The 24,528-nt window shown below is 45.3% G+C and carries 25 protein-coding genes and 2 tRNA genes; 19 read left to right on the top strand and 8 right to left on the bottom strand.

The features are described from left to right. The first annotated feature begins 14 nt into the window (after positions 1-14). From ACQCN2_RS17465 to ACQCN2_RS17415, 11 genes are all read left to right on the top strand, one after another. Complete coding sequence (locus tag ACQCN2_RS17465; protein WP_426930222.1) at positions 15-848, top strand: glycosyltransferase family 2 protein; 834 nt, start codon at positions 15-17, stop codon at positions 846-848. Next, entirely contained in the window at positions 823-1,743 is a 921-nt protein-coding gene (locus ACQCN2_RS17460; protein WP_426930221.1) for a glycosyltransferase family 2 protein, read from the top strand. Before ACQCN2_RS17465 ends, ACQCN2_RS17460 begins: the two co-directional genes overlap by 26 nt. 45 nt (positions 1,744-1,788) lie before the next feature. Then, positions 1,789-2,892: a DegT/DnrJ/EryC1/StrS family aminotransferase gene (locus ACQCN2_RS17455; RefSeq protein WP_426930220.1), complete on the top strand. Its 1,104-nt coding sequence runs from the start codon at positions 1,789-1,791 to the stop codon at positions 2,890-2,892. A 120-nt stretch (positions 2,893-3,012) separates the two neighbouring features. Continuing rightward, positions 3,013-3,101: transfer RNA gene (locus tag ACQCN2_RS17450), tRNA-Ser, on the top strand. A gap of 254 nt (positions 3,102-3,355) precedes the next feature. After that, positions 3,356-3,487 carry a hypothetical protein gene (locus ACQCN2_RS17445; protein ID WP_426930219.1) on the top strand — a complete coding sequence of 44 codons (132 nt, stop codon included), beginning with the start codon at positions 3,356-3,358 and terminating at the stop codon, positions 3,485-3,487. A gap of 94 nt (positions 3,488-3,581) precedes the next feature. Beyond that, positions 3,582-3,670, top strand: a tRNA-Ser gene (locus tag ACQCN2_RS17440). A gap of 246 nt (positions 3,671-3,916) precedes the next feature. Next, positions 3,917-7,102, top strand: coding sequence for an AfsR/SARP family transcriptional regulator (locus tag ACQCN2_RS17435; protein WP_426930218.1), 3,186 nt, complete (start codon positions 3,917-3,919; stop codon positions 7,100-7,102). A 590-nt stretch (positions 7,103-7,692) separates the two neighbouring features. Continuing rightward, entirely contained in the window at positions 7,693-8,289 is a 597-nt protein-coding gene (locus ACQCN2_RS17430) for a TetR/AcrR family transcriptional regulator (protein ID WP_426930217.1), read from the top strand. A gap of 22 nt (positions 8,290-8,311) precedes the next feature. After that, on the top strand, positions 8,312-9,505 hold the full coding sequence (locus ACQCN2_RS17425) for an HlyD family secretion protein (RefSeq protein ID WP_426930216.1): 1,194 nt from the start codon (positions 8,312-8,314) through the stop codon (positions 9,503-9,505). Continuing rightward, complete coding sequence (locus tag ACQCN2_RS17420) at positions 9,498-10,697, top strand: ABC transporter permease (protein WP_426930215.1); 1,200 nt, start codon at positions 9,498-9,500, stop codon at positions 10,695-10,697. Before ACQCN2_RS17425 ends, ACQCN2_RS17420 begins: the two co-directional genes overlap by 8 nt. A 92-nt stretch (positions 10,698-10,789) precedes the next feature. Further along, on the top strand, positions 10,790-11,296 hold the full coding sequence (locus tag ACQCN2_RS17415) for a DUF3907 family protein (protein ID WP_426930214.1): 507 nt from the start codon (positions 10,790-10,792) through the stop codon (positions 11,294-11,296). A gap of 47 nt (positions 11,297-11,343) precedes the next feature. On the opposite strand, the gene ACQCN2_RS17410 is transcribed toward ACQCN2_RS17415, so the two are convergent. The 3 genes from ACQCN2_RS17410 to ACQCN2_RS17400 form a co-directional block, all read right to left on the bottom strand. After that, complete coding sequence (locus tag ACQCN2_RS17410; RefSeq protein ID WP_426930213.1) at positions 11,344-11,946, bottom strand: NAD(P)H-dependent oxidoreductase; 603 nt, start codon at positions 11,944-11,946, stop codon at positions 11,344-11,346. Between the two features lie 22 nt (positions 11,947-11,968). After that, the gene (locus ACQCN2_RS17405) at positions 11,969-13,435 is read right to left on the bottom strand and encodes a S8 family peptidase (protein WP_426930246.1); all 1,467 of its coding nucleotides are present in this window, start codon (positions 13,433-13,435) and stop codon (positions 11,969-11,971) included. Between the two features lie 112 nt (positions 13,436-13,547). Then, the gene (locus tag ACQCN2_RS17400) at positions 13,548-14,012 is read right to left on the bottom strand and encodes a GNAT family N-acetyltransferase (protein WP_426930212.1); all 465 of its coding nucleotides are present in this window, start codon (positions 14,010-14,012) and stop codon (positions 13,548-13,550) included. Positions 14,013-14,301: 289 nt separating this feature from the next. Between ACQCN2_RS17400 and tpx the strand changes: the two genes are divergently transcribed. Further along, on the top strand, positions 14,302-14,820 hold the full coding sequence (tpx, locus tag ACQCN2_RS17395; RefSeq protein ID WP_426930211.1) for a thiol peroxidase: 519 nt from the start codon (positions 14,302-14,304) through the stop codon (positions 14,818-14,820). Between the two features lie 141 nt (positions 14,821-14,961). On the opposite strand, the gene ACQCN2_RS17390 is transcribed toward tpx, so the two are convergent. Next, entirely contained in the window at positions 14,962-15,810 is an 849-nt protein-coding gene (locus ACQCN2_RS17390) for a metallophosphoesterase (RefSeq protein WP_426930210.1), read from the bottom strand. Between the two features lie 213 nt (positions 15,811-16,023). Here ACQCN2_RS17390 and acsA point away from each other — a divergent pair, with 213 nt between their 5' ends. Continuing rightward, on the top strand, positions 16,024-17,739 hold the full coding sequence (gene acsA, locus ACQCN2_RS17385; RefSeq protein ID WP_426930209.1) for an acetate--CoA ligase: 1,716 nt from the start codon (positions 16,024-16,026) through the stop codon (positions 17,737-17,739). Between the two features lie 27 nt (positions 17,740-17,766). Next, positions 17,767-18,246 (top strand): GyrI-like domain-containing protein, encoded by a 480-nt coding sequence (locus tag ACQCN2_RS17380; RefSeq protein ID WP_426930245.1) that lies wholly within the window; start codon positions 17,767-17,769, stop codon positions 18,244-18,246. Positions 18,247-18,307: 61 nt separating this feature from the next. Here ACQCN2_RS17380 and ACQCN2_RS17375 read toward each other — a convergent pair whose 3' ends face one another. The 4 genes from ACQCN2_RS17375 to ACQCN2_RS17360 form a co-directional block, all read right to left on the bottom strand. Next, positions 18,308-18,949, bottom strand: a complete 642-nt coding sequence (locus ACQCN2_RS17375; protein WP_426930208.1) for an NAD(P)-dependent oxidoreductase — start codon at positions 18,947-18,949, stop codon at positions 18,308-18,310. A gap of 70 nt (positions 18,950-19,019) precedes the next feature. Continuing rightward, positions 19,020-19,457: an Rrf2 family transcriptional regulator gene (locus tag ACQCN2_RS17370; RefSeq protein WP_426930207.1), complete on the bottom strand. Its 438-nt coding sequence runs from the start codon at positions 19,455-19,457 to the stop codon at positions 19,020-19,022. Positions 19,458-19,548: 91 nt separating this feature from the next. Beyond that, the gene (locus ACQCN2_RS17365) at positions 19,549-20,208 is read right to left on the bottom strand and encodes a response regulator (protein ID WP_426930206.1); all 660 of its coding nucleotides are present in this window, start codon (positions 20,206-20,208) and stop codon (positions 19,549-19,551) included. Beyond that, positions 20,205-21,014: a sensor histidine kinase gene (locus ACQCN2_RS17360; protein WP_426930205.1), complete on the bottom strand. Its 810-nt coding sequence runs from the start codon at positions 21,012-21,014 to the stop codon at positions 20,205-20,207. Before ACQCN2_RS17360 ends, ACQCN2_RS17365 begins: the two co-directional genes overlap by 4 nt. A gap of 101 nt (positions 21,015-21,115) precedes the next feature. Between ACQCN2_RS17360 and ACQCN2_RS17355 the strand changes: the two genes are divergently transcribed. From ACQCN2_RS17355 to ACQCN2_RS17335, 5 genes are all read left to right on the top strand, one after another. Then, entirely contained in the window at positions 21,116-21,325 is a 210-nt protein-coding gene (locus tag ACQCN2_RS17355; RefSeq protein WP_426930204.1) for a hypothetical protein, read from the top strand. A gap of 67 nt (positions 21,326-21,392) precedes the next feature. After that, the gene (gene splB, locus ACQCN2_RS17350) at positions 21,393-22,451 is read left to right on the top strand and encodes a spore photoproduct lyase (RefSeq protein WP_426930203.1); all 1,059 of its coding nucleotides are present in this window, start codon (positions 21,393-21,395) and stop codon (positions 22,449-22,451) included. Positions 22,452-22,620: 169 nt separating this feature from the next. After that, a complete protein-coding gene (locus tag ACQCN2_RS17345) occupies positions 22,621-23,259 on the top strand; it encodes a deoxynucleoside kinase (RefSeq protein WP_426930202.1) in 639 nt (212 codons plus the stop codon). Between the two features lie 54 nt (positions 23,260-23,313). Next, positions 23,314-24,009 carry a deoxynucleoside kinase gene (locus tag ACQCN2_RS17340; RefSeq protein ID WP_426930201.1) on the top strand — a complete coding sequence of 232 codons (696 nt, stop codon included), beginning with the start codon at positions 23,314-23,316 and terminating at the stop codon, positions 24,007-24,009. Between the two features lie 101 nt (positions 24,010-24,110). Next, positions 24,111-24,425 carry an iron-sulfur cluster biosynthesis family protein gene (locus tag ACQCN2_RS17335; RefSeq protein ID WP_426930200.1) on the top strand — a complete coding sequence of 105 codons (315 nt, stop codon included), beginning with the start codon at positions 24,111-24,113 and terminating at the stop codon, positions 24,423-24,425. The last annotated feature ends 103 nt before the right edge of the window (positions 24,426-24,528 follow it).

Below are 24,528 nucleotides of genomic sequence, written 5' to 3'. Positions count from 1 at the left end.
AAGAAGGTGACAAATTGCCATCGCATCGGAAGAAAAAATCTCCAACTATCCCTGATTCTATCCCGATTTCTGTCATCATTCCAACCGAAAATGAAGAAAAAACGATAAGCAAAGTAATCGCTGAGGCACAAAAAATAAGCAATAACACGGAGATCATTGTGGTGTGTAACGGAGTCACTGACAATACAAGTGAAAAGGCAAAAAAAATGGGGGTCAACGTGCTTGAATATCAAACGGCTCTTGGACATGATGTGGGCCGAGCGATAGGAGCCTTAATCTCAAGAGGGGAAATCTTGTTGTTTATCGATGCGGATTTTGTGGTGCCTTGCTCTACCCTCCGTGAGTATTGTCTAGAGGTAATCCGTGGTTCTGATGTTGTGCTGAATTCCTATTCGGGTATGGGCAGACATTCGATACCTGAAGCCAAGCGAGCCCTGAATCTGATGCTGGGAAGACCTGACCTGAAGGGTAGCTCGTTTACGAGCGTCCCGCATGCCTTAAGCCGGAGAGCTGTTGAAATCATTGGCTATGAAAATCTGGCGGTTCCACCCAAGGCGCATGTGATGGCGGTATTGAAGCGGTTAAAGATTTCAAGAGGTAAACTGGTTCAAACGAATCGCCTGAATCGAATACGAAAAGGACGTAATATATCGATTAAGAACCTTGTCTTGGGAGATCATGTGGAAGCGATCTGTGAACTGATCGAAAAGAAAGGTGGGCGAGGAGGATTCGCTGGTTTTCGAAGTCAGCGATTTGCCTTGAACGATGTGATCAGTACACCTCACATAAACCAGCAACATCAAGAGGGGGAAACCTCTAACCATGAAGAAGAGACGCGCTCGGAATAAAGTACGACTGACCTCCAGACGGTTAAAAGGAGGGAAAAGCACGAGACGAAGAAAATGGGGGAGAGAAAAGCGCGGTGTCTTGAAACAATGGAGATTCCGCAGAAGCAGAATCGCGATCCCTAGAGCAAGCGTTGACTACACATTGATCATGCAGAAAAACAAGGAAGAACTCTCGGTCATCATTGCTTCATGCCATAGAGAAGAAAGCGCGGTTGAGCAAACCATAGAACAGTTATTGAGGAACGTCCAAAAGATTCAACCAAAGGAGATCATTGTTGTAGAAAACAGTTCAACAAATACAATCTTGACTCAATGCCTTAAATATGGAGCGCTCTGCTTCTCTTATGGTCATCTGTTAGGTCCTGACGTGGGAAGAGCAATTGGTGCACTGAAAGCGACAGGAAGTATTTTGCTTTTTATTGATGCGGATATGCTGCTGAGTCCGGAAGAAATGCTTCCATTTGTTGCGGAATGCTACGGAAGCAAGGATATTGTTCTTAATAATATGAATCCTTATCGGAAGCGGTATGTTCCCATTGATTCGGTGCGCATCGCCAAATCATTTCTAAACCGGATTTTACGGATACCTGAACTAAAGGATTCTTCTTTAACAGAGGTTCCCCATGCCATGAAGAAATCAGCGGTTGATCTAATCGGAGCAGACAATTTATGCGTTCCTCCCAAGGCAATGGCCATTGCGGTATTGCGAGGATTGAAGATCGGGCATGTAGCTGGGGTCAACGTCATAAAAAAAAACAGGATTATCCCTTCTAACTCTTCCGATGTCGAACAAATGATTCTCGGAGATCACGTGGAAGCCCTTTATTACATTCAGCAATCAGTTGGAAACCGAGGATTTTTCACAGACGCAACACGTCGGCTGGATTTGTTATAACGGATCATCTTGGTGCAAGACCCGAAAGTGATGAGGAGGTAAAGTATGATTGCGTTAGTTGATTTGAAACGACAATTTCTCTCATTGCGAGCAGAGATCATGAGTGAAGTGGAAGCGGTTCTCTCAAGCGGTCAATATATCATGGGTTCGAAAGTCGATCAGCTGGAAAAGAAGCTCTCAAGCTATCTGGGAGTACCTCACGTGATCACAGTGGCCAATGGCACAGATGCGTTAGTTCTTACCTTAAAGGCTTATGGAATCGGTAAAGGCGATGAAGTGATTACCACCCCATTTACCTTTTTTGCAAGTGCGGAGGCTGTTTCACTGGTTGGGGCTGTTCCTGTATTTGTAGATATAGACAGACACACATACAATATAGATCCCACACTGATTGAAGCCCAAATCACTCCCGCAACGAAGGCGATTATTCCCGTACACATCTTTGGGCAACCAGCTGCGATGGACGAAATCATGGGGATCGCCCAAAAACACAATTTGATCGTCGTTGAAGACGCCTGCCAAGCGTTCGGAGCCAAATATAAGGGAAAGCCGGTAGGTAGTCTTGGGCACGCATCCTGCTTCTCGTTCTTTCCGACGAAGAATTTGGGGACGATTGGTGATGGGGGGATGATTGCCACTTATGACAGCCAACTTGCCGAAACGATCAAAAAATTACGCCAACATGGCAGCTCCAAGAAGTATTACCACGAAATGATCGGGTATAACAGCCGTCTTGATGAAATTCACGCCGCCATTTTGGGTGTCTTGCTGGAGCGTGTTGATCAATGGAATGACCAAAGACGAGAGTTGGCCGATCGTTATCGTGAGTTCTTGGCAGAAGAAACGTCCTTACTAATTCAAGCGGAATCGCCAGATGCTCCCCACATCTACCACCTGTTCTGCCTGGAATCCGGCGAGCGTGACAACTACATGGATAAGCTCATCCAAGCTGATATCCAAACAGCAGTCTATTATCCCATCCCTCTGCATTTACAAGAGGTATATCACTCACTTGGCTATCAAAAGGGAGACTTCCCGGTGGCGGAACAAGTATCAGAACGGATTTTTGCCATTCCCATGAGTCCTTTTCTTTCAAAAGAAGAGCAAGATCAGGTGATCGCTGCTTTGCGCCAAGAAGGTGGTGCATGACAGTATCACTTTTTTTTTGAAAATTGGGTGCGTAAAAAATCTTTGTTAAAAAGTCTTGCACTTTCATTTCTGGTATGCTATATTCATACATGTGCCAAGCAAAAGCTGGTTGTTACACACGGAGGGATACCGAAGTGGTCATAACGGGGCGGTCTTGAAAACCGTTAGGCGGCAACGTCACGGGGGTTCGAATCCCTCTCCCTCCGCCATACTACATAAACTGTAGCTGATAGAGAAATCTATCAGCTTTTTTATTGTATTTGGAATGGTTAATCACTTTATCTCTAAAGAGATTAACCATTCCTTCCATTTGCGTAAGCCCGCTAAAGAAAAGACATCGTCTTTTCTTCTTTGCGTATTTTGACGAACAAACTTGGGAGATTTACCTTCAAATACTGACAAGATCCTCATTCTAACTCCTGTATACTGACGAGACAAGAAGATCTTCTGGAGGGGAATCAGAATGAGGTATACATGCAAAGATTGCTGCAATATTTTCCAAAATAGTGAAGAATGCCCAGTATGCGGCAAATCCGATGTGCAGCCGATCATCATAACCGTTCATGTGCAATCGGATCTCAAGACTTTGCGGTAAGGTAATGATTTCAAATGGAATATCGATAAAAAGGCTTGTACTTTGCACAAATTTGTTGTAGAATAAATTTGTTCGCTAATTACGAGCGTGCTTTGGAGGGATACCGAAGTGGTCATAACGGGGCGGTCTTGAAAACCGTTAGGCGGCAACGTCACGGGGGTTCGAATCCCTCTCCCTCCGCCATACATAATGAAATGCAACCACCACCTGTTCAGTCAGCTGGTGGTTTTTTTATGAAAATGCCTTGATCGTTTTGTTTGCTTCATAAACTACTTCGACTGCTTTGTAGGAAAGATAAGGAGGTTGGCAGGATTTTGCCTATCCTCCACGAATCCAAAGAATATTACCAGTCATCAACCCATACGTTTTTAGGGCTACCTTAGAAGAATTGCTTGCAAGGTCATGAGTGGAGAGGGATGAACGAGAAAAATGAACAGAACGCGGATTTTGCTAACCAAATGTACTCCGCCGCGTATCAAACAGAATATTCTTCGCCGCCCCCGTTTGGCCAAAAAAATGCGTTATATCTTAATGACCCCATTCTCTTTGATACATGCAGGACCGGGATACGGCAAAAGTACAATGCTTGCCACATTTCTGGCTGACGAGAAAGTGCAAGCTAGCTGGTACAACATAGAGCAAAAGGATGGCGATCTGGTTCGCTTCATTTCACACATCGTGGCTAGTATTCGCCAGAAGCATCCTGAATTTGGGCAAGAATTGCTGGTGACTTTGGAAGGATTGAATTCATACCTCAATCCGGATGAGATTGAACTTCTGGTCTTTCAATTCAGCAATGAGCTGATGGCGCTACAACAAGAAGTATTGATCGTGCTCGATGATTATCATTTGGTCCAAAAATCGTTCTTCGTCGATCAATGGACTCAGCTCGTTGTTCGTAATCTTCCTCCACTTGTTCGGATGGTGGTGATCTCGAGACAAATGCCGCTTTGGCCGTGGCTACGGCTGATGAAGACGCGAGGAGAGTACTGGGAGATTAATCAGGCGGACTTAACCTTTTCAGAGGAAGAAACCGAAGCTCTGCTTCTGGATGAATTCAGATTATCGCTCACAATCGAACAGACCACGCGAATTCATACGGAAACAGAAGGCTGGGTGCTTGCCATCCGATTAGTCGGAGAGAAGCCAGATGATGAACCTAGGGCCATCCGAGAGGAACTGATGCATTATTTGGATGCGGAGGTTTATCAACAACAGGAGTATCATATTCAACGCTATTTGGAATACACCAGTGCGCTTGATCGGTTTTCGGATGATCTGTGCATGCATATCGCAGGCCCCAATGCCGGGGGGATCCTGGAGACAATCGTCTCTCGCAATTTATTTATCTATTCTTTAGAGAGCCATCAGTATCGGTATCATCGGCTTTTCCGTCAGTTTTTGCAGAGAAAACTGGATGCCGATCCGTCAATCAAAGATTCTATCCTGCATTCTGTAGCGGCCTATTACCGAAAAATAGGCGAGATCGATCAAGCCCTCGCCATCCTGTATCAGATCAACGATTATGACCAGATGGGAGAAGTCTTAGTCCATTATGCGGAACAAATGATTAAGACTGAAAATTTGGAAGAGTTGGTAGAGAAAGTGAGAACGCTTCCAGATGAAGTGAAAAACAAGTATTACAAGCTGTGGTTCTATCAAGCGGAGGCCGCGCGTTTTCGTTGTTTGTACCCGCAGGCCTTGCAAATTTATGATCAGTTCGTTCAATTATCGCAAACGAACGGTGATATCTACTCGCAATGCCTTGGTCTCGAAGGCAAAGCGCGTGTGCACCTCGATAGTGTCCAAGGAATAAAGGCTGAAGAATTGTTGAAGGAAGCGATCCAACTGCTGGATGAGAATTGTTCCGAGCTTGCTCCGCGTCTCTATCGTTTATTGGCCGAAATCTACACGAATCGCGGCAACTCAGTTGAAGCGGAGAAGTGGTATCTTCGCAGCAAGGAGCTGGTATCCCAGACAGAGGTCGATATTGAATCCCGTCTTTATTTTCGCACAGGCCGGTTACAGTCTGCCATCCACCTGTTGGAAAAGAAATGGAATGAGGAAAAAGGGAAAGAAATCTCGCATCTTACCAAGTCGTATAAAGAAACCTCCCTTTTGCTGGCCTTCGTCTACGGGATGAACGGAGAAGCGCAAAAAGGGCTTGATTACGCCGACAAGGCGATTCAACTAGGTCGAGCGGCTTTCTCTCCGTTCGTTGAGGCTTGTGGCTATATCCGCAAGGCGCATGTCACCATGTTCTGCCCTGACTTCACAACCGAAGAGATTCGCCATCTCTATCTCAAGGGACTGCGAATGATGGAGGAGCTACAATCGACACGAGGGAAAGCGGAAGCGCTTCTTGGGCTGACGCTTCTGCATGGTCGGGAAAAAGCCCTCGATTTGGCGCTCGCCTACGCCAATCGTGGAGTGCAGGAAACGGAAGCGATCAAGGATGAGTGGGTAGGCGGCTTGATTCGCTTAGGAATGGGGATCGCCTATGCGCACAGCGGGAAGTTTGAGCAGGCGAATCCAATTTTTCATGAGTGTGTCGAGCAGTTCAGAGCGTGTGGGGATAACTACATCGTGGCTATCTCCCAATTTTGGCTAAGCTACGTAGCTTTTAAGAAGGTCGATTGGGAAAGCTTTGTTCCCGCCGTTTCGGAAGCGCTTCTGGCTATTCAGTCAGGGGAATACAACTTTTTGTTGCAACGTCCTACCATGTTTACGCCAAGCGACGTGCAAATCTTTATGCCACTACTCATTGAAGCTCAAAAAAGGCGGATTCAACCTGAATACGTCTCACAGCTTTTGCACGATCTGGGCTTGCAGAATGTCACTTTCCATCCAGGCTACACGCTTAGAATTCAGACGTTGGGGCACTTCAGAATCTGGCTGGGAGACGCAGAGTTAAGCGACAAGGCGTGGCAGCGCGGGAAAGCCAAGCAGCTCTTTCAGTTGTTGCTCACCAAACGGCAGCACTTGTTGGCCAGAGAAGAGATTTTTGATTATCTTTGGGAAGAAAGCGATGAGGAAGCGGCCTCGCGCGATTTTAAGGTTGCCTTGAATGCCCTGAACAAAGCGTTGGAGCCGAATCGGGAAGCGAGGGCCAGTGCATTTTTTGTTCAGCGTCATGGTTCATCCTACGGCTTTAATATCGCATCCGGCTATCAGATCGATGTAGAGGAATTTGAGCGCTTTGTCACACTGGGCCTGAATGAGCGAGAGGAGAAGCAGGCTGTTCACTTGTTGGAAAAAGGACTGAGTTACTACCAAGGGGAGTACTTGCCGGATTGTCGTTACGAGGATTGGTGCATGGAAGAACGGGAAAGGCTGCATGTCCTTTATCTGCGTGGGGCTGAGAATCTGGCACACCGCTATGCGGCCATGAAAGAGTATGATACCGCTATCCGTTGGTGCGAAACCATTCTAAGGACCGATGACTGCTGGGAAGAGGCGTATAGACTTCTCATGTACTGCTATTACCGCAAAAATAATCGGGCGCAATCCATCCGCTGGTACGAGAAATGCGTGGCCAAATTGCAGGAGCAGCTGGGCGTTAAGCCGCTGCCGTCGACCCAAGATACGTATGCGCTCATCATGGATCAGTTATAAAAGTGTTCAAGTAAATAGATAAGATATGATTTTCAGCAAGTATAGTCTGTATCGATAGTTTCTGAGAAATTATCGAAACAGGCTTTTTTTATTCATAACTTAAACAAGGGGACCCAATCACTATAAATCATTCCAACATATCTTGTGGGTAAACCACCAAGAAGGAGTGAAATCATATGGGATATATGCCCTCGCAAGCACCAACATCTCCACCCCCTCGAAGGATTCCACCGAAACCCGAGGTCTCCTATATCGTTGACTGTATGTATGAATACACGTATGTATGGTTGAAGAGTGGGGAGGGTTTTTGGTTTTATCCTACACGAGTAGAATATGGTGAAGTTTCAGGGTATAGGTGGAACGGGTTCTCCTGGATGTTCTATGGGATTGATCCGAGATTTATTGATGCCGTTGCATGTTCCCCAACGCCTACCCTATACTAATCGATAAAAAGCTTCGTGAAGACTGACATTCACGAAGCTTTTTATTATTTTTAAGTTTCATCACATCCTCTTGACGAAGAAAGAAAATGGAATTAAACTGTAATTGTACTGACCAGTCAGTTCAATAAAAATTTGGAAGTGAAGGTCATGGTTCTTTCCACTAAGGAACAGATTACCAAAGGCGCACTCAAGGCGTTTGCCCAGTACGGGTACAACGACACGACAATGGAGTCAATAGCCGATCAGGCACAGGTTGCGAAGGGTACGCTGTACTATCATTTCAAAACGAAGGAAGAACTTTTTCTGTATGTCAATCAGAAAGGCGTGGAGCTGCTGATCGATTCCGTAACGCGTGCGATGAAGAATACAGCGAATAGCGTAGAAGAACGCATCATTTGCGTATTGGATGAGCATCTTCAATTTTTCGTGGAGAACAAAGAGTGCGCTTTTTTACTGATTAACTTCGCCATTGGAGAGTTGAACCGTGGAGAATTGATTCGGTCGTTCTTGGCCAATTATTTCTCAACCATGGAGCAATTCATTCAAGATTTGAAGGATCAAGGATATGTCGATGTTGAGTTGGATGTCCACACACTTGTCTCCGCACTGTTTGGCATGATTGGCTTTACAGCGTTACGTAAGCTCTATCGTGGAGAGCAGGTAGATACACCAGAATGCAAACGAACCTTATTGGCACTTCTCAGAAGCGCACTTTTCACTGGACCATTAGCCGAGAGTCAGTAACATTAACAGGAGGAAGATAAACATGAAACTGAATGCGAAATCATGGGCGGGAATTATCGGATTTGTAGCCGTTACAGGTTTGCTGGGCGCGTATTTGTTGGTACCTGGCGGAAAAGGATATGCCGGGGCAGATAAACCTTTGGTCAGTGTGGTTGAAGGTACTGAGGTAGACATGGCCTTCAAAATGGCAGGCGCCGTTGATCAGGTGATGGTCAAGGAAGGGGACGTAGTGGCTCCAAATCAGGTCCTCGCGACTCTCACCACGGAAGAATTAAATGCCAAGAGAGAGCAGGCGGAAGCGGCCTATAAGCTGGCACAAGCCAAATTCGAACAGGCCAAACGTGGTGTTGTCGTAACAGATGACACGACTCAAGCGCAGGTACAACAGACAATGGCAGCGGTCAATGCAGCCAAAGCGCAGTATGATGCCAATCTAAACGGTGCGCGACCTGAAGAGATTGTCCAACTCACTGCGAAGGAGCAGGCGGCACAAATCGCCAGAGATAACGCCAAAACCAATCTCCAACGCATGAATGATCTGTATGCCCAAGGAGCCGTTCCAAAAGTCAACGTGGAGCAGGCAACCACTCAATTCAATCAAATCGACGCTGAACTCTCTGCCGTTCAACAGCAATTGAAAATGGCGAAAAGTGGTCCCCGCAAGGAACAAGTCGAAGCGTCCAAAGCCCAATGGCAACAGGCTCAAGCGGCCTATCAGCAAGCAGTTGCTGCAACAGGCCAAGGGGGCATCAAACAAATGGACGTAAAACAAGCAGAAGCTGGCGTTCAACAAGCAAAAGGCGCTTTGGATGAGGTGGACGCTTACTTGCGTAATACCAAACTGAATTCTCCAGTTGCGGGTATTGTAAAATCCGTAAACGTCGAAAAAGGCGAACTGGTCGCTCAAGGACTTACCATTGTAACCATTCAAGCGAAAGATGATCAATTCGTGAAGTTTTACGTCGATGAAGATAAGCTAGGTAAAGTTCAGGTCGGTCAAAAGCATACCTTCTTTGTACCCGCTTTGAACCAAAAGGTTGAAGGGACAATCGTAACGGTTGCGCCAGCTGCGGATTTTGCAGTGAAAAAAGCAACCCAAGAACTGAACGACCGTGATATTCGCGCGTTTGAGGTAAAAGTTCAAATTCATGGAGAAGGCATTCGTCCGGGTCTCAGCGTGGAATGGGACCTAAAAGGAGATGGAGTCCGTGAATGATCAACGTCCAACAGTTGGCGGGCTCTTCCTGCGGGAATGGCAGACACTCGTCAACGATAAAACCATTCGTCTCGTCATTTTCATTGTTCCCATTCTCTATTGTGTCTTATTCGGATATTTGTACAGCGAGAAGAAGGTGCAAGAACTGCCTACAGTGATTGTTGACCAGGATCAATCCGTACTCAGCCAAGAATTAACACGAGCGTTTGACCGTGATCAAACGTTTGCGGTAACGGGTGTAGTTGGAAGCGAGTCTGAAGCGATGGACTGGGTGGATCATGAAAAAGCCTACGTCGCCGTCATCATTCCTCCCAACCTTGCCGCGGATATCAAGCAGGGGAAGTCATCAGAAGTGATGGTCGTCATTGATGGAAGCAACATGATGATTTCCAATACATCTATCCGAGCCGCTAACTCGGTGATCAAAACCGTTTCAGGCGGAATCACTCTCAAGCAGTTGGAAGCCAAAGGGGAGTGGGGCGACTCTGGAAAAAATCTGTTTACAGGGATCGATTATCGCTATCGCGTTCTCTATAATCCAACCTTCAGTTATGATACGTTCATGGTGCTAGGTCTAGCCGGAACCGTGTTGCAGCAGTGTCTCTTTTTAGCAGTGGCATTGTCTGTCTCCCTGGAAAAGGAAATGGGCACATGGGGGAATACCATGAGGCAATATGGTTTTTGGAAGCTGTTGGCTGGTAAAGTAACACCATACCTCATCATCGGAATGTTTAATTTGGTACTGGTCTTCACTGTATTACTGAAGGGCTTTGGCATCCCTTACTCCGGTCAACTCCTGGATCTTCTTTTGATCGGTTTTGTCTTTAATCTGGTGGTTGCTTTGTTAGGATTTGCCATCTCCTTTTTCACAGGAAGCCAATTACAATCCACTCAAATTGCGATGTTGATCGCTTTGCCGTCCTTTATGTTGTCTGGATATACCTGGCCGTTATTCCAGATGCCAGCTCTCATTCGCGGAATCGGCGAAGCCTTGCCACTTACGTATTTTCTGCATAGCGTGAGAGAAATCATCAATAAAGGGCACGGTCTCTCCTTTATCACGAATGATTTCGCAATCCTCACTTTTATGGGACTTTTGAGCTTAACGGCTTGTTACGCTTTGTACGCGTGGCATTCAAATCGTACGGTTCAAGACACATCCAAAGTTGAGGAATCAAGCCAAGTTCTCTAAAACCAGGAAAAAGAAATATCTTGTAACTCTAAGCGGGTTTTTTTACAATATGAAAAAAGAACTTATCATTTTTTCTGCCCGAGGAGGTACTCATGCCTGGAACTCACTTAAAGCAATTGTGTGAAGATACGTACACCCGCTTGAAAAAAGTTAGCATGGAGTTGGAGCGCTTCCTCAATCAAGTCACACTAGCTGGGCTCATTGCCCAAACTGGCGATCCTGAGGAGTACGAATGTTACTATCGTCATTACTTGTCGGATCTGCGTCATCTTCTCGTTTATTCCGAGAACGCATTCGAGAAATTGGGCGTTTGTTTGCGTAGAGCGCGGTTTAATGAGGATTTCGCGGAAGATGTGCTTTATCAGGTGTATCATACCTGTGTAAACAACTTCTACTATCCAAAAGGTGAAGTATACGATGAAGATGGACGCTACTCGTATACGGGGCAGGACGCGATTATTTTCCGCAAGCAAGTTACTCCGGAATTGCGTAACTTGACATTGTCTCTTTCGAAGATATTCGAACAAATGCGGGATGAATTGCAGTACTACGAAACAGATTACATCACCAAGAAGCGTATGCAATCTGCACAAGTATAGGAATGTATGAAAGCACAGCCTGTTGAATGGGCTGTGCTTTTTTTTGGCTAGGAGGTAATGAGTTGTTGTCCCACCATACCTTTGATGGTTTTTTCCACCTGGTCCAAAACTTGTTGGCGGCCGTTGTTATCGAGATAAGGTACTTTGGCGAAATTCCGATAAAGAACAGGTGAGAACCCGGAAAAGGTAAGCACTCCGTCCGCTATCTGCTTTTTCAGCACCTGATCAAAGCCTTCCTGCTTCATTTCAGCATCCGACTCACGAGTTGTTGTAAAGACAATGGCCTTTTTGTTGGTAAGAAGACCTACTGGACCTTTGGCTTCATATCGAAATGCAAAGTTATTCGTGAAGACACGGTCAATCCAACCTTTCAGGATGGCAGGCTGTGACCACCACCAGACAGGATAGATCATGACCAAGGTATCTGCTTCAATAATCACTTGCTGCTCTTCTTCAATATCCGCAGATACTTGACCCGACTCCACATTTTGCATATCCGGTGGACTAAACACAGGGTTGAAGTTCATTTGATACAAATTTCGTACGGTGTAGTCCACTCCCATTTTGTCGCAGGTATCGGTTACTTTGTTTAGAATTAGATGATTAAAGCTGTCGTTGCCAGCCTGCGCAAAGATAATGCATACTCGCATGCGCTGATCTCCCCTCTTTATATCAAAGGTGCAGTCTCGTGAACAATCTGTTAAGGAATCCGCCAATTCCACCCCAACCACCAGTGCGGGCAGGAGCTTCGGAAGGTGTCACCTCTGCGGGTGCTGGTGTTGTATTCACTTGTGGGCGAGAGGATGATAACGCAGCGTTCACATCAATCAATCCATACCCAAACGTCTTGTCTCGTCCGGGGGCTCCCAAATCCTGAGCGGACTTACGGATAATGTCCATCACCTGTTTATTCGATAAAGACGGATTAACCGAGACAATGAGGGAAGCAAGTGCCGTTACATGTGGGCATGCCATGGATGTTCCCGACAATGCCGCATAATCGCTGCTGATATAGGTGCTGGGGATATCGACACCGGGTGCGACCACATCAACAGTATCACCGAAGTTGGAGAAATCGGCGAATTGTTTATTGTGGTCAACAGCAGATACTCCCATTACTTCATTATAAGCTGCGGGATAGCCAGGTTGATCGGTAGCGTCGTTGCCAGTCGCAGCGACCAATACCACATTATTATTGTAGGCATAGGTACATGCTTCTTTGAGGGCTGCCGATGGCGTATAGTTTCCGACGCTTAAGTTAATCACTCGCGCCCCGTTATCCGTTGCCCAGCGAATCCCTTGCGCAATGTCATAAGCGGTTCCAGAGCCATCAGCGCCAATTGCTTTAACAGGCATAATCTTGGACTTCCACGACATTCCGGCAATCCCTGCCGAATTATTCGTGCGAGCCGCGATAATCCCGCCTACATGCGTCCCATGCCCGTTATCGTCGTTGGGATTGTGGTTATCGGCGATGACGTTATAGCCGCCAACAAGCTTTCCCTGGAATTCCGGATGATGCAAGTCAATTCCAGTGTCCACGATCGCGACAATCACATCAGGACTTCCTTCGCTAATATCCCAGCTTTGTTCCATACGAATCATGGGCAGATTCCATTGGTATGGGCGATAATACGTATCGTTTGGAACGCGATTTGGAAGCAGGAGATAGTTTGGCTCCGCATAAATCGAATCAGGATGCTCGGCAAAATGCTTCATTAGTTGATGAGTCGTCATCGTGTCTGACTTAATGATCATCGAATCTTTGAAGTCGCGTTTAATGTGAGAATGCGTCTGCTTCAGCATTTTATCAATGACCTGTTTCGAAGGTCTTGGGGAGAAGCGCACGACAACCTCATGTTCGACATAGTGACTTCGATCCCGTGGATTATGGTGGATTGTCTTCACATGGGGGTGAGACTCAAGCTTCTTTCGAACATCACGTACCTGCTCCATGTAGTTAATCCGAGGGATGTGTGATTGAAACGATGTGACTTCTGGATGAGGTACCTTCACTTCCTGATTTTGAACGCTTTTTTCTTGGGTCTTTTGAATGTTTTGGCGATGCATATAGTTGATTGGAATGAACACCAATCCGGCCAAGGCAAGTGTAAGCAGGATAGTGGGAAGACGTTTCAACATACTCACTCCCTACGTTCTGAATAAGTATAGATTGCTGTAAAGGAGTTTTCTTTATGATGGAAATAAATTGTATTGTAGGGGTGAGCATTTATCCATGTATCCCAGTTAACTATTTCATTTCATAATTTAACCAGACCGCTTTTTTGGCCCCCATCTTGTCGTACAATGCTTGAGCCACTGCGTTATCATGCGCTGTTTCCCAAATCATATGAGAATAGTCATTTTCTCTTATGTAAGCAAGACAGGCTTCGAACAGTTTCTCACCAATCTTTTGACCTCTAATCGAAGGAGATACAAATAGATCGTATAAAAAAGCCATTCGCTTTGCTTCTAAGGTATTAAACGTAAAATAAAGGGTAGCAAAACCAACTAATTCTTGTTCTGCCGTCTCTGCAACAAACTGTATACCCTCCCACGGATGATCCAGTAGATGATGGACTAATTTTTCTAGTGCTTGCTCATCGGGGCGAGGGCATTGATAGAAATCAACAATGTATTCATACATAAGAGGCAACAACTGTGGTAGATCCTGCTTTTCAAGCTTTCTAATTTGCGCGGTACGAATTGTGTTCATCTTTTTCCCCTCCATATGGAATTTGCTTGTTTGTAATGCAAAACTCTTGCCAAGTGATAGGATCGTTATTCTTTTCGCTTTTTTCCTTGTTCTTATTCGATTATGAATTAGCTATGCATTTTAGAATCATTCATAGGCTAAAAGAAATTCTACCTATTAAATTGTATGAAATTAAATTGTTGACAATATTTAAGTTCAGAAGTAAGATGAAGACGGAAACTAAAGTTGCACACAACTTAATTTTGTGATATCAAACTAACGAAATTCATATTTGGAGGAGGAATTACGAATGGTACAAGAACGTACAGGAGTAGCGACAATAGGAGGTCAACCAATTACGCTGGTCGGACCGGAATTGAAAGTTGGGGAGCAAGCACCAGACTTCACCGCTAATCTTGATCTGAAGACAGAGGTAAGCCTGGTTGATTATAAAGGCAAAGTAAAATTGATCTCCGTTGTTCCTTCCCTTGATACAGGAGTATGTGAGGCACAAACACGTCGCTTCAATCAGGAGGCTGCAAATCTTGGGGAGAATGTAGCTGTATTAACCATCTCGGTAGACTTGCCGTTCGCTCAAAAACGTTTTTGCACAACTGCTGGAATCGAAAATCTCGTTGTTCTATCAGACTACAAGCATCGTTCTTTCGGTCAAGCATATGGTGTGTTAATCAAGGAATTACAACTGGATCAACGGGCGATTTTTATTGTCGATGAGAATGACAAGATCCGTTATGTCGAGTATCTGCAAGAAATGACCAATCACCCAGATTATGAAGCGGCACTGAACGCTCTACGTCAATTGGTGTAATTTCTTCGCACGCCTGGTGACCATTAAAACAAAGAAAACAAAGGGACTGTCCCATAAGTAGCTTATCTACTTACGGAGCAGTCCCTTATTATTTCTCCATTGGGCCCCTCTGATATAACTCGTTGATCTCTCTCATACTCTTTAATCAAGGGCCAAAGAGGGAGCAGTTTCATTGGTTGTGGCCAATGTATGAATGGTTATCTCAGGACGAGAACGCAGGCGAATATTCAGTCCAGTCTGTCCTAAACCTTCACTAATGTAGAATGGTCGATTGTCGCGGTAGTGGAGACCTTTCACAATGTTCATGCGGGCGAGCTTACCCATTTTCCATAAGTGAAAAGCCTTCGGATAGTGAATTTGTCCACCGTGAAAATGACCTGCCAACATGTAGTCGTAATCATATTGCTTCATCTTCAAAACAATGGTTGGATCATGGGTAAGGATGAGGCGAATGCCATCTTCCGTTACATGCTGATACGATTTTTCCAAGTTACTTCTTCTCGTATGGTAATCATCAACCCCGATAATATGCAGCTTGGTATCGCCATACATGACCGTCTTGGTCTCGTTGCAAAGAATCTGGCAACCGATTCTCTCAAGGCCAACCTTCAGATAAGCCAATTGGTTAGGCGGCAATACGTAGTCATGGTTTCCGAAGACGACGAAGGTTCCAAGAGTTGGACGCAATTTTTGCAGCGTTTCGACAAACGCGATGGCTCGGGGGATACTGCGCTTACGATCAAGAAAATCACCGGTAATCGCTAAAAGATCGATTGGTTCATGTTTGAGATCTTTAACAATTTGTTCAGCAGAGATAGAGATGTTCTCCATGTGCAAATCGGATAAATGCAAGATGCGAATAGGTTCACTCTCTTTATTTAAACCATCAGATGATAATGGAATATGAATACGGTTCAGGGCAGGATGGAAGGTGTTGCGGTACGCTTTTACAAAAATGACAAGTGCGACCAGTACTAAAAGCCATAACATGATAAGATTCCCTCCTTCTGTCCTTTTAGAGTCGATCTTCATTATACAGGAGAAAGCTCGTTATTTTGTAAGTAGTTATTGGAAAGTCAAGCAGGAAGAACTCAGTGTCAAGCAGTAGAAAAGTAAATATTGCGTCTTTTCTGAAAGGAATTAGCGAGAGGGTGAAGAAATAAGTAAATAGTAAGATGATTCCGCTTACAAGGAGGAGAGAATATGAAGGTAGAAAAAATTCCAGTTACACCAGGACAATATAATTTAGAAAATTACGAAAGCGCTTATGCGAACTTTAAATGGGAAGATGTGGAACAACAGTTCAGCTGGTATGAAACTGGCAAGGTAAATATAGCGTACGAAGCGATTGACCGCCATTTATTGACCGATCGCAAGGAGAAGACGGCGCTTATCTATAGCGACACCACTCGTGAAGAAGCGTATACTTTCTCTCAACTAAGTCAACTCTCCAACCAATTTGGGAACGTACTGCGCAAACTGGGCATACACAAGGGCGACCGCGTGTTTGTCTTCATGCCACGTACTCCTGAGCTATATGTAAGTGTATTGGGAACCTTAAAGATTGGCGCCATTGTTGGCCCGTTGTTTGAAGCTTTTATGGAAGCGGCTGTACGTGATCGCTTGGAAGACAGTGAAGCGGTTGCCATTGTGACGACTCCTTCTTTGTTATCCCGCGTTCCGTTAAAAGACCTTCCAGCTTTGAAGCACGTGATTCTGGTGGGTGCTCAAGGTGAACTGCCAGAGGGACAATACAGCTTCCAGTCGCTGATGTCAGAAGCATCTGATGAACTTGAAATTGAATGGGTGAATCGAGAAGATGGCATGATTCTTCATTACACTTCCGGTTCTACAGGTAAACCTAAAGGGGTATTGCACGTACATAACGCGATGATCCAGCACTACCAAACAGGTAAATGGGTGCTTGATTTGCAAGACAACGACATTTTCTGGTGCACGGCCGATCCAGGCTGGGTGACAGGAACCTCCTACGGAATCTTTGGCCCATGGTTGAACGGCGCGACAAGTGTTATCCGCGGCGGTCGCTTTACACCGGAAGACTGGTACTCAACGATCGAGAAATATCGAGTAAGCGTATGGTATAGTGCGCCAACAGCATTCCGCATGTTAATGGGTGCCGGAGATGATGTAGTGAAGCGCTTTGACCTATCTTCTTTGCGTCATGTGCTAAGTGTCGGAGAACCGTTAAATCCTGAGGTGGTTTATTGGGGATTGAAGGTGTTCAATCAGCGGATTCACGACAACTGGTGGATGACGGAAACAGGCGGACAACTCATTTCTAACTACAAGTGCATGGAAATCAAACCAGGCTCAATGGGCAAGCCGTTCCCGGGAATAGAAGCCGCCATTATCGACAATCAAGGAAATGTTCTTCCGCCTAATCGCATGGGGAACTTGGCAATCAAAACGCCTTGGCCATCCATGATGAAGGAGATCTGGAACAACCCTGCCAAGTATCAAGAGTACTTCCACATTCCTGGCTGGTATGTATCAGGTGACTCCGCTTACCGCGATGAGGAAGGATACTTCTGGTTCCAGGGACGGATTGACGATGTTATCAATACATCTGGCGAGCGAGTAGGCCCATTTGAGGTTGAAAGCAAACTGGTTGAACATCCGGCGGTTGCGGAAGCGGGAGTAATCGGCAAGCCAGATCCGATGCGCGGCGAAATTATCAAAGCGTTCATTGCCTTGCGTGCCGGATATGAGCCAAGCGAAGAGCTGATGGATGAGATTAAGCGCTTTGTGAAGGAAGGCTTGGCTGCCCACGCCGCACCGCGTGAGATCGAGTTCCGCGACAAGTTACCCAAAACCAGATCAGGTAAAATCATGCGCCGCGTTCTGAAAGCCTGGGAGCTTGGTTTGCCAACTGGTGACTTGTCGACAATGGAAGATTAGTTCTGGGGGGAAACGTGTATGTCCCAAATCATAACCGAAAGAAAAGTAACAATCGACAGAAGTATACAGGTGATCGCTTTGGCTGCTCAAACGACGAATGAAGCGGAGATGAAAGGAGAGGGAGTCATTCCCGCTTTGTGGGAGAAGCTGCATCGTGAGCAATGTCTCGAACGAATTCCAAATAAAATAAACGGGAAAATGTTTGCGTTATATACCCAATATCTGGCGGATGAAACAGGTCCGTATACATATGCTATTGGGAGCGAGGTAGCAGGGGAATCGAGCGTGCCCGAAGGATTGACCTGTTTCACGATTCCGGCGGGTGATTATGTCGTGTTTACGACCCGAAGAGGCCCCGTTCAACAGGTGGTTGTTGAGGCATGGCAGTATATCTGGGAATGGTCCCGAACGAATCCAAGAGCTTTTGAAGTTGATTTTGAATTGTATGATGACTGTAGTGAAGACCCCGCAAACGCGCAGGTTGACATCTATATTTCGGTAAAGTGATTAGAGCATAAAGAGGGAGTCTCTTGAGTAGTTCATTACCCAAGAGACTCCCTGTCTTTTTTTATTTGGCTTCGCCAACCACTGTGAATCGTTGATTGAGATGTACTGGGTTCTCAATCTCATCTAGGACAGCAATCGCATAATCAGCGTAACTGATGTAGCTTTTGCCCTGTTGATTGAGAATTAGGTTATCTTTTCCGAGTTGATAGGAACCAGTTCGTTGGCCGTTATAATCAAAGAATGCGGCTGGGCTGATATAGGTCCAGGTAATGGATTTGGTATTTTGCAATTCCTCAAGATTTTTCCCCATATTGGATGCGATTGGGAAATACAATGCTGGGAAGTCAGGTGTATTCATGAGCTTGATTGTTTTCTCTTCATCTACAAAGAGACTTCCAGCGCCTCCAACCACGATCAGCTTGGTATGCGGAGCATTTTTTAGAGCCTCAATCAAAACTCTTCCTGCCTCGACGTGTTGATGTTCTTCTCCAGCAGGCGAGCTAAAAGCGTTGACGACAACATCCAATCCTTCAAGATCAGAAGAGGTCAGCTGGAAAATGTCTTTTTCCAGGATACGAACGTTTGCTTCTGTGATTTTAGCTGCGTTTCTAACAATGGCTGTTACTTCGAGACCTCTGCTCACCGCTTCTTTTAAGATAAGGTTTCCAGCTTTACCGCTTGCACCAATAATTCCGATTTTCATGATGAATTCCTCCATTTTGTTGGTTTGGTGTAATGTTGTAATTTACAAGTTTACAACTAGTATAAAAAAATTAGTTAGTTTCGTTTATCTGCTGGGCGAGATCCGTCACCAAATCCTTTAGGGTAACATTCTCTAACACTTTTTCCATTGCTTTCTGTGACTGTTTAAGGATCACATTCAATACGATTTGAATATTGGCGCCGATTGGGCAGTCTGGGTTAGGAGAATCGTGAAAATGAAAAAGGTTGTCTTTTTCTACCACATCTACCGCTCGATAGATATCCAATAAGTTGATCTCCTCGAGTTCTTTTATCAGATAGGCTCCACCTGTTCCAGGACGAACGTTTACCAAACCTGCTTTTTTGAGTCTCCCCAACACGTTTCGTATAATGACTGGATTCGTATTGACACTTCCAGCGATCCATTCGGAAGTGCAATGGGCATCTTTTGACATTGAAAGCAACGATAAAATGTGGACAGCGATTGTGAAACGGCTGCTAATTTTCATGTTTTACACCCTTTCGTTGTAATCAGTATACTTACAACGCATCAAAAAATAAACCCCCTTTCTGATATTTTTTTTGAAAGGGAGGAACTTATTAAGGTTCCTCCCTATTCACGAATATTCCGTTCCGAACCGCATAGGCCGCTAGCTGAACGCGATTCTCGACCTGGAGCTTTTCCAGGATATTTTTCATATGATTTTTCACCGTATTCTCGGTAATCACTAAGCGTTCCCCAATTTGTTTGTTGGTATCGCCAGCTGCTACACAGCTCAAAATCTCAAGCTCTCGTGGAGTGAGAACGGAAGGGCTTGGTTCATCTTTCATCTCATCTTTTTTGAAACTGTGAAGCATTCGTCCCGCCAACTCACGTGAGAAGTCTGAGTTCCCGTCGAGTAGGGCATGGAGGTAACTGAGCCAATCATCCGGGTCGAGATTTTTTAACAGGTAGCCTTGCGCGCCGTATTGAATAGCGGCAAAGAGATCAGCTACATCATCGGAGACACTAAGAATGACGATTCGGATATGCGGATAATGTCGTTTGATTTGTTTGGTTGCCAGAAGTCCATCCAACTTGGGCATGTTGATGTCCATCAGGACGAGGTCAGGTTGCAGTTTTTCCGTCAGTAATAAAGCTTCTTCACCATCGGTTGCCTCTCCGATAATGTCAAATGCTGAATCTCCCTCCAATAAACTGCGAATCGCTTCCCGAGATAAAGGGTGATCGTCGGCGATTAACACGCGATAGGTTTTCACTTGTGTAACCCTCCAAGTTCTGATGATAGGCGAATGATCGTTCCGCCGACTTCTCTTTTCCCAATTGTTAACGCAGCATGCAGCTGGTCGGCCCGTTCGCGCATCATGCTAAGTCCATAATGAGGACCTGCGGGCTTGTCAGCATCGAACCCGCAACCATCATCCGTGATCATCAATTCCCACTCGCCAGGCGAGGTCGCTTTAAGGGATAGGGTTGCCTGTTTGGCATGGGCGTGTTTGCGAATATTGGTAAACGCTTCTTGAATTAAACCAAACAGCTGAACCTGTGCCGCTGGTGTGAAGATACCCTCATGAAGGTCATACTCCTGAGACACCTCAATACCCGTATGAATACTCCATTGGGACAGCCATTTGGTCAATCGTTGTTCGAGCGTTCCACTTTCGTCAGGCAGCGCTCGTAGATTAAAGATGGCTTGTCTCACATCATAATCTATGGAGGAGGTTGCGCTCAGCGCATCGTCTATTTTGCCCTGCTTTAATTTGACACGAAGATAAAACAGCGATTGAGCGATCCCGTCATGCAGCTCACGAGCCAAGCGTTCACGCTCTTCATAAACGGCGCGTTTGGCTTGTTCATGGGCTAGTTTGTCATTGATCGAGCGGAGCGTTCGAAACATCCATACGGCAAACAAGGAGGAAATGATGAAGGTAAGAATCGTGATGTAAAAGTTTCCAGTCCTCATCGTCATGTAGGGGAGCAGAAAATCGTGTCGGATGTATTCAAATCCGCCGATCAATAGGGTCGGAACTAGAACGCTCAAAACTTGCAACAAACGGTAGGTCATCGTATCAAATCCTTATCAATATAGGTTGGTTCATAAATCACCGAACATCTTCTCCGTGATTATGATGTAAAGAATAGCTGGAACGGGGAGGGCGGAGCAGAATGTTGACCAAATGGGTAACGATTCATCAATCGTACGGACTGCCGAGGGCTGCTCAGGAATTCAGGAGATATTTGGAGCATCATGGAATCCAGACTCAATTGCTTGTCAAAAGTAAAGGAAACGTCTCTCTTTACGTAATTCAGGTGCCACAGAGTCAAAAAGAAAAAGCGCTAAAAGTACTGGAAAAATATAAGCAAGGCCTTCACTAACGATTCCACCGATCCCCTAAGATCAACCGATGAATAAAGGAGATACTGGGGAATAGGGGGGAGATGTATGTCTACAACCGTACTGGAACGTCCCGGAACTAGTCTTCTGTTTGAACCCGATCTGATTTTTTTTGAGCCGAATGCCCTTGAGTATCCGCTCGGACAAGCGTTATATCAACTGTATAGCAAGCGCAATATTCCCATGAAAATGACGACGAGCCATAATCAGGTTCGAGGGATTCCTGGTGAGACGGAAGTGGAGCAATACCGCAACGCCAAGCGGACATTGGTGGTAGGGGTAAAAAAGACCCTTGCCTTCGAACCATCCAAACCTTCCGCCGAGTATGCGCTTCCCATTGCGACAGGATGTTTCGCTCACTGCCACTATTGTTATCTTAATACGAATGTTGGTTCAAAGCCATATGTTCGTGTGTACGTCAATGTAGATGACATCTTGGGTCAAGCCGAGAAATACATTCAAGAGCGAAGTCCTGAGATCACCCGTTTTGAAGCGGCGTGTACCTCCGATCCGATCAGCATCGAGCATATTACTGGCAATTTGAAGCGAGCGATTGAATTTATGGGGAAGCAACCGCTTGGAAGGCTGCGCTTCGTTACCAAATTTCATCATGTCGATTCACTGCTGGATGCAGAGCATAACGGACATACGCGTTTTCGATTTAGTATGAACGCTGATTATGTCATCAAAAATTTTGAGCCAGGAACGTCATCTTATCATCAGCGGATTGAAGCGGCGGGTAAAGTAGCCGAGGCAGGCTATCCATTGGGGTTTATTTTGGCTCCGTTGTACAGGTTTGACGGATGGCAGACTGGGTATACCGATTTGCTGGAGAGATTAAGCGGGAATTTGAACGATACAGCCAAACAGGGTTTAACCTTTGAATTAATCCAGCATCGCTTTACCAAGATTGCCAAAAACCTAATCCTGAAGCGCTATCCGAAAACCAAACTGGAAATGAATGAAGAGGATAGAAAGTACAAGTGGGGCAAATATGGAAAAGGAAAATACGTCTATCCGACAGATGAAGCCACGGAGCTTCGACAACACTTGGAACGAGAGATTGCGCGGCTTTTTCCGCAGGCACGAATTGAATACTTCACGTAACCAATCACGTCCCTCATCAAGAAAGGCTCGCCTAGGTCCGTACCATGGCGAGCTCTTTTTTGGGTGGGTCCGAAGAAGTGCTATTTTCAAATTTCTTTTTCGACAATCATTGACAAGCGTGGTAAAATTAAATTCGTTTTTATTTTGCGGGAGAGGATCATTACCAGATATGAAGACGGTTTTTATTACTGTTGAAGGACCAATCGGCATTGGCAAAACGTCATTGTCTCAGGCGATCAGCAAACACTATCATTTAGAATTATTGCAGGAAATCGTTTATGAAAATCCGTTTTTAGGGAAATTTTATGAAAATATCGCGGAATGGAGCTTTCAAACCGAGATGTTTTTCTTGTGTAATCGCTATAAACAGCTGCAAGATATTACAGACTTGTATTTGGCCAATGGGCGCTCTGTGGTAAGTGATTATAATATTTTTAAAAATACGATTTTTGCCACGCGTACCTTAAGCGAACAGAACCTTCCCAAGTACCTGCAAATTTACGATATTTTGACTCAGGATCAACCGCAGGCAAGTCTTGTCATCTATTTAAAAGCGTCGCTCTCAACGGTCATGAGCCGAATCGCTATGCGGGATCGCGATATCGAGCGCAACATGGACCCGCAATATATGGAGAGACTCATCGCGGACTATGATGAGTTCATGAAACAGTTCCAGCTGCGCCATCCGGAAGTACCGGTGCTTACTTTTGACTGCGACAATCTCGACTATGTACATCGCGCTGAAGATCTAGACTACGTTCTACAAAAAATCGAGCCTTACATACACACATCTGGGCAGGTTTTGTAAGCGGAGTTCATTCAGTTCGATGGGATTTAATTTAAGGGTAAGGAGAAACGAATCATGTCGGTCTATAAAAACAGCGAATTACGCGAAAAATACGGAATCCCTCGCAATGCCGTGATTACCATTGGGGGTACGGTCGGAGTAGGGAAATCTACCTTTACTCGCGCGTTAGCGGACTTGCTAGGCTTTCGCATCTCGGTTGAAAAGGTAGATAACAATCCGTATTTAAGCCGCTTTTACGATGATTTTTCCCGTTGGGGCTTTCATTTGCAAATCTTTTTCCTTGCCGAGCGCTTCAAAGAGCAGAAACGGATGTTTGAATACGGTGGAGGCTTTGTTCAGGATCGCTCGATTTATGAGGATACAGGGATTTTCGCCAAAATGTTGTATGAACAAGGGCATATGAATGAAGAGGATTATCAGACGTATACGCAATTGTTTGAGGCGATGGTGATGACTCCATACTTCCCGCATCCTGATGTTCTGATCTATCTGGAAGGAAGCTTTGATGAGATCGTAGGACGAGTGCGTGACCGTGGACGACCAATGGAACAGCAAACTCCGATTTCCTATTGGGAAGATTTATTCAACCGTTATGAGCATTGGATCAACAACTTCACGGCGTGCCCGGTGCTTCGCATTAATATTAATGAATACGATTTAATGGAGGATGCTTCTTCCGTAGAAGTGGTTCTTTCGCGCTTAGCAGAAAAAATCAATACAATGCGCGGGATTCGCGGTCAACTGAGATAACCGAACAGCTGCCAACGAGAAATGGGTTGGCGGCTGTTTTTTCAGTTTGTTCCGGTCTAGGCAAACTGGGCACTCTAGTAGTTGAAAAGGAGCGATACTTAATGAACGTTACGATAAAAGAAGCGGCGTATGAAGCATTGCGCAAACATTCATTTAAGCAAGGAACAGCTTTACGAATCAAAGCGGAGCTTTCAGGAGATTGCGGCTGTGCTTACTATGTGCACTTAATAAAAGACAATCCTCAAGACGCAGACTCACAGCTTGTCGTAGAGGGGATTCCTGTGATTATTGACAGTCTGACGCAAACCTTGTTAGGCCAAGATATGACCTTGAATTATAACCCAAAGTTCGGGTTTGCACTGAGTAGCCCGCAAGAGATTTTTTCTTATTCACTGGGAGTTGTCGAGGCGAAGTAAATCGCTTTCTTTATTCAAATAAAAGACTAAACGACTAACGTACTACCAGAACAACTTGCAAGGATTTCATACCCTGTGGTCTACTACAGTTAAGTAGTTGAAA

This window comes from Brevibacillus ginsengisoli (assembly GCF_050113715.1).
GTDB classification, from domain to species: Bacteria; Bacillota; Bacilli; order Brevibacillales; family Brevibacillaceae; genus Brevibacillus_H; species Brevibacillus_H ginsengisoli.
The sequence above is the reverse complement of the archived record's forward strand: the minus strand, read 5'-3'. Positions and strand labels throughout refer to the sequence as shown.